The organism is Gelidibacter mesophilus DSM 14095 (genome assembly GCF_000423005.1).
In the GTDB taxonomy this organism is placed as follows: domain Bacteria; phylum Bacteroidota; class Bacteroidia; order Flavobacteriales; family Flavobacteriaceae; genus Gelidibacter; species Gelidibacter mesophilus.
The window spans coordinates 80,132-92,671 of record NZ_AUHD01000005.1 but is presented as its reverse complement, the minus strand read 5'-3'; the positions used below and the strand labels follow the sequence as shown (position 1 = coordinate 92,671).

The 12,540-nt window shown below is 34.4% G+C and carries 7 protein-coding genes and 1 pseudogene; 1 reads left to right on the top strand and 7 read right to left on the bottom strand.

All coding sequences use genetic code 11. The features are described from left to right. Positions 1-78: 78 nt before the first annotated feature. The 3 genes from G525_RS0105805 to G525_RS0105795 form a co-directional block, all read right to left on the bottom strand. On the bottom strand, positions 79-492 hold the full coding sequence (locus G525_RS0105805) for a hypothetical protein (RefSeq protein WP_027125312.1): 414 nt from the start codon (positions 490-492) through the stop codon (positions 79-81). Between the two features lie 111 nt (positions 493-603). Further along, on the bottom strand, positions 604-912 hold the full coding sequence (locus G525_RS0105800) for a hypothetical protein (RefSeq protein WP_027125311.1): 309 nt from the start codon (positions 910-912) through the stop codon (positions 604-606). Positions 913-1,035: 123 nt separating this feature from the next. After that, positions 1,036-1,818, bottom strand: a complete 783-nt coding sequence (locus G525_RS0105795; RefSeq protein WP_245577738.1) for a DUF6577 family protein — start codon at positions 1,816-1,818, stop codon at positions 1,036-1,038. Between the two features lie 441 nt (positions 1,819-2,259). Here G525_RS0105795 and G525_RS20400 point away from each other — a divergent pair, with 441 nt between their 5' ends. After that, positions 2,260-2,928 (top strand): hypothetical protein, encoded by a 669-nt coding sequence (locus G525_RS20400; RefSeq protein ID WP_051209822.1) that lies wholly within the window; start codon positions 2,260-2,262, stop codon positions 2,926-2,928. Positions 2,929-3,132: 204 nt separating this feature from the next. On the opposite strand, the pseudogene G525_RS20395 reads toward G525_RS20400, so the two are convergent. The 4 genes and pseudogenes from G525_RS20395 to G525_RS0105765 form a co-directional block, all read right to left on the bottom strand. Further along, a pseudogene (locus tag G525_RS20395) lies at positions 3,133-3,494 on the bottom strand (BfmA/BtgA family mobilization protein). 1,128 nt (positions 3,495-4,622) lie between these two features. Then, positions 4,623-7,457 carry a M16 family metallopeptidase gene (locus tag G525_RS0105775; RefSeq protein WP_027125308.1) on the bottom strand — a complete coding sequence of 945 codons (2,835 nt, stop codon included), beginning with the start codon at positions 7,455-7,457 and terminating at the stop codon, positions 4,623-4,625. Positions 7,458-7,684: 227 nt separating this feature from the next. Continuing rightward, on the bottom strand, positions 7,685-9,028 hold the full coding sequence (locus tag G525_RS0105770) for a RagB/SusD family nutrient uptake outer membrane protein (RefSeq protein WP_027125307.1): 1,344 nt from the start codon (positions 9,026-9,028) through the stop codon (positions 7,685-7,687). A gap of 12 nt (positions 9,029-9,040) precedes the next feature. Further along, a complete protein-coding gene (locus G525_RS0105765) occupies positions 9,041-12,532 on the bottom strand; it encodes a TonB-dependent receptor (RefSeq protein ID WP_027125306.1) in 3,492 nt (1,163 codons plus the stop codon). Positions 12,533-12,540: the final 8 nt, after the last annotated feature.

Below are 12,540 nucleotides of genomic sequence, written 5' to 3'. Positions count from 1 at the left end.
GAAAATGCTTGAACCCTACCCTTAATCCTGTCTTTAAATAGAATATTTATCATGATATTAAAAAGCGGCTGATTAAAATCAGCCAACAAGCCTTGCAGTAGAATTAAAATTTCTCGGAGCTTTGAAACTATTATAAACGAAAAAACGCTCAAGTGAACTTGGCTTAAATGCCTCAACCTCTAAAAAAGGATTCGCTCCGCTGTAGGCTTCGTCAATTTCACCCTCTTTTATTTGCACCGATAGGTATTCCAAATATTCGGATTGATTCCAATAAGAATCATCAAGTAGATATTCAGGAGAAAAAAAACCATTTTGGTGTAATGGTTCAAGCCAATTAATATTCTTTAAATTGTTGTAAAAATAATGCTCTTTCTGCTTATCACTAAAAATGTTCTTTATCGTGTGTAGAATTTCATCAGTTGGTTTATCAAACTTTAAAATTCTCTCTATCTGCTTTAATTGATTTATAAAATTACCTAATAATTTGAGCAAAATAATTTCATACCTTTCCCAAAGTAGAATTATATCACTTGATGCTCTTGATGGCTTGAAAGCACCGCTTCTATGCGTATTCTTAACGAATTTTGTAGCAACATCTATGTATTATAAGGCAAAAGAATCATCAATAGGCAAATCTAATGCTACCAAAATAGAAGCAACATGGCCTTTAGTATTTTTTAATTCCCCTTCTAATGATAATTCTTTCTGTTTTTTCTCTTTTTCTTCCTTTGGTGCTAAAATATCTCTGATACCTCCATCAATTTCTCTTGCAGAATGAGCAATAAGATAAGATCTCGAAGGAATTGTATCATCATTAATTATTTTCAAAACACCTAAATAAAATCCAGATATTTCTTCTCCAATACTTTTAAAGCCGCTATATATACTCTCTTGATTTTCATTAATTTTCATAGTAGTAAATTAAGCTGACAAATGGGAACTTCCAAGAATGGTCAAATTAAAATAAAATTTCTCTTATATCGTATAGAAATAATAGATTCAATAATTTCAAATTCGATATTAAGTTTAATTTTATCATCTGTTAATCAATTCTCTAAAACTCTCTATTTCATCTCGCTTATTTCTTCTACTCGCGTAGCGAAGCATTTTAGGCTTATTTACATTATATTTGTCAAGTACTGCTTTGTATATCCATTTTAATTCCGCTCCCTGTTGTGCTGCGAAAATTATTGGGTCACAATAAATATCTACCAGTAATTTCTCTATGGTTTGGGTGACTACTTTATTTACTTTTTGGGTAGGCGCTTCTGTTGTCAATCGTGTAATGATAATGGGTTCAGAAGCATTTACAACGTAATTATTGATTATGTCTTCTGATGGGTCCAGAAACACTTCTTTTCCTTGTTCTTTTAGTGCATAAAAAACCGATTCCATCACTTCCTTTTCTACCTCTACTATGTTATAAAATCGAAATGGTTGATGTAACATAAACTCATTTAACCATTTTGTTGACCATATACAGAAATCAATAAATGGAAATTGCTTATAAATTTTGCCAGATAGGTATATTAAAGATTTATTAATTTCTGGAATATATTCTTTGCCTTCACTTTCTGATAAAGAATACAATCCTCTGCTTACTCTGTGAAGTATTCCCCTATTTACAAGATCATATATTCTCCAATATACGGTAGCGCGTTTAACATCATTACCAAATTTTTGATAATAGGCCATAATATCAATGACTTTGAAATTCTCCTTAGCTGAAAATTCCTTAATAAGGTTATCGATATGTAGCGTTTCGGAAGCGATAGTTGCTATGTTTTTTTTAAATTCTATTACACAAAGATTTGGCAATATAAGCAATTATTGCCAAATCTTTGAATTGATTGTCTCAAAATATACAGAAGTATTTTGAGTCTTTCAAATTACCTATGAATGTTTTATGGTTATATATATCGTCTGGTCTCATCACTTATTGTTGTCGAAAAAGGATAATTTGAAGATCCTAATTTCCTATGGGAATAGAGCACTTAGTTAAACAAATTCTCAAAATTCTTCTGAAATAAGCGTTTCGATCGTATTAAATCTGAAAACTCCTATTCTGTTAAAAAATTTGGCTTCTATCAATAGATATCAGATTCCATTAAACGAAATGACCAGACATGCATTATGCTATCAAAAGAGACTAAACAATAGCAAATTTTATTCGAAAATAAAATCACAAATATCTGATAATAAACTATTTAAATTGATTAATTTTCTAATTATCAAAATAATGTTTAAAATCTTTATGTTATGTCAACTGTCAATTACATCACTCATCTCAATGGCGTAATGCGCAAATTTCACAAAGATCCAGGAATCGGCCCAGGTCATCGAAACTTGTATCTGGCTTTCTTTCAATTGTGGAATAAAAAGCGTTTTCCACAAAAATTAATGATCAATAGTCAATTGATTATGTCTATTGCAAAAATCCGTTCGAGAACTACTTACTTAAAATTACTTCAAGATCTAAATAAATTAGGATATTTAAAATACTATCCTTCTAGCAATCCACAAATTGGCTCGATCATAGAGCTGTTCAGATATGATACTGACCCTGATCAAAAAACGAACAACTCTTGTTCAATTTTTGATGCGACCTCTGTCCAAAATATGGTTCCTTTTAATAAACAAAAAATAAAAACATTTAAAAACTCTATTAAACAAACAAGACCTGAAAATGAACACATAGTTTTAGATTTTTTTAAAAAGGAAAAGCGGAGTTACTTAGAAGCCCAGATGTTCTATAATTTTTATGAGGCCATAGGTTGGAAAATGAACGGTAATCCAATTGTCAATTGGGTTGCCTGTGCAAAAAAATGGATATTAAAAGCTGATGAAATAAAAAAGAACCACTCATTTAAAACCCAACGGGACTATCTTCATACCACAAAGATTAAGGACTATAGCGACCCATTATAACTAAAACCCTACAAAAGCATGTGGTGCCTCTTCTTTCCTATTTCAAACCCAACAAGATTCTATATGTTTTGAGATAATCTATTTTAACATGAAATAAATCTATTTATGTTTTCATTTCAGGGATTAGACAGATATAATCTATAAGTATAATTATCTTTCAAATGACATAGTTCAACTTCTCGATTGATAATGCACGGTAATATTTTATTCAGTTTTTTTACCTTCAAATTGTGCTCTAAATTCTTCAGGACTTTTCTCTATCAATCGCGGCTTTTTAACTGGTTGGATTTCTGTAAACAAGGAATGAAGCATAGCAACGGTTGGCTTGGTCTGATCTTTTCGATGGCTTTAATTATCGCTATAATCGCATTCATCCGTTTCTTTAAATTGGCTTCAATGGTTCTTCCGGTTGGCCCCAGTTTTTCCTTTGGCGAGATCTCATTGTAAAAGAAAAAGTCAAGAATGGCTTCCATCGTTTCTGTATGAGTCTTGAAGTGTGTCTTTGAAAATTCTTGAAAACGTTTGGCGGTTTTCCTTCTGAATCTGATGGTGATGAATGAATCCATAATCTTTTGCTTTTTTGTGGGTTTGACGCAAATTCTTCCCTGTTTACAGGCGGTTTGTGGGCGTTTGTCGCAAATTCATGAAATTTATAAAATTTACCGGTTTTTAATTAATTGAAATTCAACAACTTATGCGCTAAAAAGAATTCGTAACGTGGCTCTGCCCGTTACCCTCTTGCTATTCCATCCCTCCATTCCATTTCGGTGCTTTCATACTTTCTTGCAAAAACTAAAGAGCCGATTCCAAATGATCGGTAACAACTTATCTTTTAACAGTTCCAAGATTAAGTTTTTTAATTATATTTTATAAAACTGTAAGCCCAGTCTTTTTAATTTTTTTATTTCTAATGAAATAGACCAATTTTTAAGCCCCGATATTTGGTTTTTAATGCTGTGTATTTCTTGCCATAATGATATAAAACCATTTACTTATTATATCTTGAGCGTTTTCCTTTTAATTTGAGTTGTCGGATCAAAGCTTCATAATAGCCAACAATTTTTGTCTAAACAGTATGAATACAATTAGCCATCACCATCTTCTCAATCATTTACTTCCCATAGTGCCTATCGCTGTTACCTTTTTCGAATACCGAAACCAAAATTTAGATCGAGTAAGGACTTATAAAAGAGAGGCACGACCGGTTATGCAGTCCGTCTCGAGCTAAATTTTAAACTTTGTGAAGAAAATGGAATAGTGATTACTTGGTTAAGCGGACGCTATTCCAAAGTTAACCAAAGGGTAATCTCGAGAAATAACGCACATTTTATTAAGACATATTTACACGGTAAATCTGTAAACTTTGGAATTGGGTCCAAGATTTTTAGGGAAGCGCTTTGCACGAAATGGAGCTTTTCGCGAAATGGAGTTGCAATGGGCTGAGCGAGTGATGAAAATATGTTAACACAAAAAGCACAGGTCAATTTTGTTCCATCCATCCATCCATCCATCCATCCATCAACAAGGAGTGCGGTTTTGTAAATTGGAACTCACTTTATTAAGATATAAAAACAATATTATCTTTCACTACTTTAGATTTTCATCTAAGGCCAATACTATTAAATATAAAAAGCTTGAATAAAATTTATCCAAGCTTTTTGAACACTAAATTCACTGATCCTTAAAGGAGGTTTTTAATGTTTAACTATCGATTCAGGCAGCAAAATAAATTCAGCATAATTGTTCTCATCAAAATAGGTGTTGGCTGCATCTTTAAAATCTTTGGTGCTCAACTCATTTATTTGAGTTTCGTAATTTAAAATATCGCGATACTTTAAATCAAATTCATAAGCCTCCTTTAGTTTTGCAATCCAATAACTATTATTGGTCAGCCATTCTTTTGTACGTGACAATTCGGCTTCCTTAAGTTTGTTCAAATCCTTTTGAGATGCGCCATCACGCTTTATTTTTTCAATTTCTTCAAAAACTTTATTTTTCAACCTATCTATATTCTCCGGTGCACAAGTAAATTCGATGTTCATACGGTACCAATCATTAGGTCTATTGGCTGCAAAACCAGAAACTCTTACACCATAAACCCCAGACATTTTCTCGCGAAGTTCTTCCGTGAGCTTAATTTTGAGCAATTTGCCCAATAAGGTTAATTGCTCCTTTTTTTCAAGTGTAAAATCTAAGCTGCCCGAAAAATTCATGACCACTTGACTTTTATCATCAATACCCTTTACTACTGTGTTTTTAATGATGCCTTCAGGACGTCTTAATCCGATATCACTCCAAGTGCTTGTTTTATTAATATTCGAAGGAAGACTTCCCAAATATTGCGTAGTAAAAGTTTTAAGTTTTTCAATATCAAAATTGCCCACAAAAACGAAGGTGAAGCCATTGGCAGATGCGAACCTTTCCTTGTAAAAATCAAAAGCGATGTCTAAATCCATCTCTTTCTCAACTTGTTTTTCTGTAAGCGGGATTCCTCTTAAATGATTTTGTGTCATGACTTCACTGATTTTTTTCCTAAGCACTGCATCAGGGCTTTTGTCTTGATCTTTATATAGTGATAAAGAATTTGCCTTATATGCGTCAAATACATTTCGATCTTTGTTAGGTGCTGTAAAATACAAATAAGTCATTTGTAGCATTCGTTCTAAATCTGCAGCGGAACTACTTCCTGATAACAGTTCGTCATAGAAGTTAATGTACGGCGTTACTTTGACACTCTTACCCATGTTCAATTTATCTAAATCAATATTAGATACATTATTAATGCCACTAGCGCCAATGATATTACCTGCGCTTCTTGCAGAAACGTATATTGAATCTGGCGCAACAGAGCTTCCTCCAGGTCTAAATCCATTCATTGAAATCATGTCGTTTTGAAAGCTTGTTGGTTTTGCAATTACAGTAACGCCATTTGCAAATTTCCACATCGTCATATCAACCTTGTCGTTATATGTACTGCTAATAATTTCACCTTCTTTTGGTATCTCAGTCATTAACTTAAGATTCTCAAGAGTATCCACATAAGGCTCCACTTTCTTCTTTGAATTTCTATTTAGAAGTTCCAATATCTCGCTTACGGTTGGCAACTTCAAATCGTCTTTTTCTATTGCATTTATGACAACTGCAATGTTTTTATCGCTAATCCATTTTTTTGTAAGGTTATTGACATCTTCCACTGTTATGGTTGGCAATATTTCATTGTAGAAATTGTATCTAAAGGCATCACTCGGAATAGGTTTATTATCCGTATAGTTATCGATATAACGTTCTACGTAATTGCGCGTTGGAATTTTTCCAGTTTCTTTCCTATATAGATCTGCGCTATTGAGTAACTCTGCTTTATAACGCTCTAATTCAGAAGTTTTAAAACCAAAGCGTCTAGCCCGCTCACTTTCTGTCAATAAAGCTTCAATACCCTCATTAACCTTGTCTTCTTTTAAGATGGCTCGTAAATAATAACTATCTAAAGGCCCCAAAAACTTTCCCATACCTGCATTTGCAGATAAAAATGGTGCTTCTGAGGATTTCTCTACCTCGGCAAGACGTTGTTTTAACATGCCTGAATAAAGCATTTGTAGGAGTTGTTCTTTATAATCTTTCAAGGTTTCAACTTCAGTACCTCGCTTCTTATGGTAAATAGAAATGCTAACACCTTGTGCCTCCTTATCTGTAATAATGCTAACGGAAGGGGCTTCATTATCATTAATATCATAATAAACACGTTCTCTAGGATTTTTAACAACTTTTAAACCCCCAAACATTTTTTTGACTTTTTCTTCTGTTTCGGCAACATCAAAATCCCCTACTACCACTAGTGCCATTAAATCTGGACGATACCAATCTTTATAAAATCTTTTAAGAGCATCATATTCAGAATTCATTATCACGTCCAATGTTCCAATAGGAAGTCTTTTTGCATATCTTGAGTTATTCGTGAGCATTGGTATAGATTGATAATACATACGTGTACTTGCACCACTTCTTGCACGCAATTCTTCAGCAACAATACCACGTTCGTTATCAATTTCTTGATGGGAAAATGTAATACCGTCTGCCCAATCTCTTAATACACTTAGACTAGTGTTAAAAATCTCTGGGTCATCAGTTGGAATCGAAAGTTTGTATACAGTTTCATCAAAACTGGTATGAGCATTTAAGTCGGCTCCAAACTCAACACCAAGACTTTGTAAATAATCAATGAGCTTATTTTTTTCAAAACTTTTGGTACCATTGAAAGCCATGTGCTCGATAAAGTGTGCAAGGCCTTGTTGATCCTCATCCTCTAAAATCGAGCCCACATTTAAAACAAGCCGTAACTCTGCTTTGTCTGAAGGCTTAGGATTGTGTTTTATATAATAGGTAAGACCATTGCCTAGTTTGCCTATTTTTACTGTAGGATCAATAGGAATTTTAGAATTAAGGTTTTTTATGTTGACCACATCTGTTTGGGCCGAAAGTCCATAGGAGCTTAGGAGAAAAACGAAGACTAATAGTATTCTGAAAATTTTCATACTTTTGTTTTAAATGTTTAGGGTAATTTATGGTTTCGCCACTTTAGAATCTTCTAAAACAAAAAAGCAATTCTGTTAAAGGATCCAATAAGAAGCTACGAAGTATGGATATACTTCAAGAAATGGAATACAATTGAGCTGGATTTATTTGAAAGAAGGGCTATAACTTTAATTATTGCTACAGCCCAAAAATCAAAAGGACTAACTCAAATTTTTAATTGGCTTCTTTATTCGTAACCAGGATTTTGGTCAGCGAGTGTAATTGAGCCATTTCCGTTAATTTCCTCTTCCGGAATAGGAAGAATATACTGGTTTGAGCTTGTAACTGTAGGCTTTAAGCTCATTATTTTATTGAATCGGATGGCTGCAAACCACTCGCTACCGTTTTCGAATGCTAATTCCCTAGCAATTTCATTAAAAATATCATCCTTTAGCTCATCCAAATTCTTTGCAGTTGAATTTCCAATACCTGCGCGATTTCTGATGACATTCAGGGGTGCACTAGCATTTTCTAAGCTCCCATTACTAAAGGCCAACCCTTCTGCCTTAATCAAGTACATTTCTGCCAATCGAATAAAATAGGTAGGTCTAAAAACTTCTGCATTGTTTGTTTTTAAAACGCTGTCACCACTATAACTAAATGGTTTCCGTGGATCTGACGTCATTAAAGTTGTCAGCCAAGAGGCACCAACACGGCCAGGATAAAAACGCTTTCTATTATTATCAATATTATCGGAATTTTCGTCTCTATAAGTCATCAAGATCATTTCAGAAGACTTCAATCCTTTACTGAATACATTCTCAAATGAACTTTCTAAAGATGTAGAACCACTCATAATCACTTCGTCAGCCAAAGCTGCCGCCTCTGCGTATTTACCTTGATAAAGTAATACTTTAGCCTTTAATGCTTTCGCAGCTGTTTTGGAAGCTCTATAAGATACCGTGTATTCAGGAGCATCAGCTATGGCGATGTTCAAATCTGCCAAAATCTGTGTGTAACTTTCTGAAACAGTACTTCTGGCTTTATCTCTAGTTACGAAATTTGAAGGTTCTGTTCTTAAAACAATGCCATATTTACTGTCTTCATCAAAAAATTGACCATAATATCTGAGGGCATCAAAAGTTGCCATCGCTCTAAGAAAGTGGGCTTCACCTATGATCTCTTTTTTACTGATAGGAGAAATATTTTCATCAGAGAGTTCCGCAGTTTGGATGATGGCATTATTCGCAATATCCATCACCTTGTAAAAAATCAACCAATAGTCTCTTACAAAAGGGTTATCAAAACGAACATCATTTATAGAAAACTCACCGTTGACACTTCCACCTCCAGTTTGACTCATGGAACCTGCAAGAGCACTAGGAATAAGTTCAGTGTACATATAATAATATGCGCTGGTATATGATGTTATGGTAGTATATGCCCCATTAAGCAAAGCTCTTGCGTCAGCTTCATTCTTAACCACGTTTTCAGCCACTAAATTATTAGGTGGGTCATTTTCTAATACATCCGTTAATTCACATGATAACATACAAAAGAAGGCTGATATATAAATTGCTATTTTTTTCATAATTTTTAGTTTTTAAAATCCTAATTTCACACCTGCGGAAAACACCTTTGAAATAGGAAATCTGTTATTATCTCTTCCTGCACTTATATCATTATTGTATAAGTTAGAAGCCTCGGGGTCTGCTCCTGGATAATTTGTAACGGTAAAAAGATTTTGAGCAGTCATATAAAGTGATAAACTATCGAAAAACCTCATTTGATCAATTACTTTTTGAGAGAATGTATAATTAAGATTTAGAGTTTTCAATCTTATATATGATGCATCATATACATAATGCGATGAAACTCTATCGTTGTCATTTGGGTCAAAGTATACTATCCTCGGAATATCGGTATCGGTATTTTCTTTTGTCCAAGCATTCAAAACACTGGTCACTTTGTTTTCACCAATAAAAGTGCTTGCAAAGTTAGTATCTCTTCCCAAACCAAATGCGTGCACGTCATTCCCTGCCGAGAATGTAAAGAAAGCTGAGAGCGTAAATCCTTTGTACCTTAAAGTATTATTAATACCGCCAAAAAAATCTGGTTGCGTATCACCAATAACTTGTTGATCTAGATTGGTTATTTTACCGTCTGGCACACCGTCCGGCCCCGTTAAATCTTTAAATTTCAAATCTCCTGGAGCAGTTGCACTATTTTGATAAACACCAGTACTTGACCCATCATTTAGTGCCCCGATTTCTTCAGTTGTCTGGATAATACCTTCAGAAACATAGCCATAGATCAAGCCAATTGGACTACCTTCCTTCAATCGTCCGCCACCAGGAAAACCAGTTAAGAAGCCATCTTCATCCCTGAAATCGTCAGAAATTTTGATCAATTTATTTTTATTTTTACTCACATTTAAAGACAAGCTCCAATTGAAACCACTTGAGCGGATAATGTCACCTTTCAATTCTAATTCAACACCTTTATTTTCAGTGTTTCCTATATTTGCGATGATTCTGTTATACCCTGTGCTACCTGGTGTAATGGCTGTAAATAAGGCGTCCTTTGTTGTTTTGGTATAATATCCAACTCCGCCGCTAAAACGACTGTCAAATAATGAGAAATCAATACCGAGATCAAACTGATCTGTAGTTTCCCATTTTAGTTTATCATTTCCCAATTGAGATATGATAACTGACGGGTCAGGACCATAATTATCGGTTTCAAATAAGGTTCGCCATGCATAATCGCCAAAATCCTGCTGCCCTGTTGTTCCCAAACTTGCACGAAACTTAAGATCGTCTATAATTCTGCTATCTTCTAAGAATGATTCGTTGGATATTCTCCAAGCAAGCGCTGCCGCTGGAAAAAAGGCATACTGGTTGTCTTTTGCAAATTTAGAAGAACCATCAACTCTTGCGGAAAGCGTTAACAGATATCTACTGTCATAACCATAGTTGACACGTCCAAAATATGAGGCTAAGCCAGATCCAGATTCATAAGAAGAAGAATCATTATATATTGTAGCACTTGAAACATTAGTTAAGACATCATTAAAGAATCCTTCACCCCATGCCTTGAGGTAAGAGTTTTTCGATTTTTCAAAAGAAGCCCCAACTATCGCATTGACATCATGATTGCCGATCAGTTTATCATAAGTTAAAGTATTTTGCAAGAGTGTATTTGTAAATCTACTTCTGCTTTCTTGTGCGTAACCATCTCCATTGCCAGTTAATCGACTCCAACCACCGATAGCAGTATATAACGGATAAAAGCTTTTCTGGTTACCAGAATTATAATTAATAGAGAACAAGGTCTTAAACTTTAAGTTCTTAAAAATTTCAAGTTCTGTATAAATTGATCCTAATATCAAAAGTGTATTATTGCTATTCGTTCCTTGGGATCTTGCTACTGGATTTTCGCTATTAAATTGAGGTGAAAACGAATAATTACCGTCTTCATCAAATACTGGTAAATCTGGCCTGAAATTATATGAGAGTTGCGTAATACCACCATCAATTGCCTCTTGATCTGTTGTAGAAAGGTTGACTTTGGTACCAAAAGTCCAATTTTCACTTAATTTATTGTCAAGATTCAAATTAAAATTATACCTGTCAAATCCTGTATTCTTATAGACACCTTCTTGAGTGTTAACACCTAAAGACGTGCTATACCTGGTCTTTTCGGATCCTCCATAAACGTTAAGATTATAGGTAGAAGTTACAGGATTACCTGGCCCTATTTCCTTTTCCCAATTAGTATCCGCATTTCCAAAATACGAGCCATCCAAAACACTAGCTGCGAAGGCATCATTTCGAGTACCATTCTCGACGGCTTTTGTCCATACATCTTTAAACTGCGCTGCATTGAGAACGTCCAAAGTTTGAGCAAATTGGACACTTGTTGATGCACTAGCTTCAAATTTTGTTTTGCCCGAGTATATGCCTTGTTTAGTATTGATAATTATCACCCCGTTTGCAGCACGGGAACCATATATAGCAGCCGCAGAAGCATCCTTTAAGACGCTTATAGACTCTATGTCAGCAGTACTAATATTTCCAATCGGAGTACTGATGCCCTCCTTCGCAAGCTCATCTCCTAAACGACCTCCTTCCGAACCTCCTAATGGAATGTTACTATTTGGAACCACAGGAATACCATCTATGACATATAAAGGTTGATTGGAACCCAATAATGATGTGGCACCTCTAATCCGTACTTTAGCTGCTGCACCTGGTTGTCCTGAAGAACTTGATACATAGACACCAGCTACTTGTCCTTGCAATGCATTATCTAAATTAATAGTAGGTGATTGATTGGTAATGTTTGCAACATCAACAGTTCCAACAGACCCTGTAAGATCTTTTTTCTTTGCGCGACCATAACCAATTATAACAAATTCATCTAAACTTGTTACGGATGTTTTTAATTGAATATTAATAAGACTTCGATTATTAATAACAATCTCAACAGTTTCGTAGCCAATGTAGGATACAATGAGAGTCTCTGAATCTGCAGAAATCGAAAGATTATAGTTACCATTAATATCTGAACTCACTCCGTTTTTTGAGCCTTTAACAACAATTGTTGCACCTGCTAAAGGCTCATCATTCTCATCGGTCACTATTCCACTGACACTTTGTTGGTTTAAAAGATCTGATAAATTCAATTTCAAGGAATTCAAAAATGAGGGTTCCTTTTTAGAATAAAACACAGCTTTAGGCGTTAAAACAATTTGCTTATTAACCACCTTATAGCCAATATTTGTATTTATAAAAAGTTTGTTCAGCACTTCTGACAGCTTTTCTTTAGTAGCAGAAATACTGACAATCTCATACTTCTTTAGGATATCATCCTCATATAAAAATTTGAATTCGGTTTTACGTTCGATCTCATTTAAGACATCAGTTATTGTCATGGCTTTACAGTCTAAAGTCACTTTCGTATTTTGAGAATAGGTGCTGTTGGCCTGAATTTGAAATAATGCTAAAAAAAGCAGCATGTAGGTGAGCTTCATTCTTAAACTTATTTTAGGGATATATAGCAAGCTGTAAACCCTGATAATGAATTTTTTCATACTTTTGA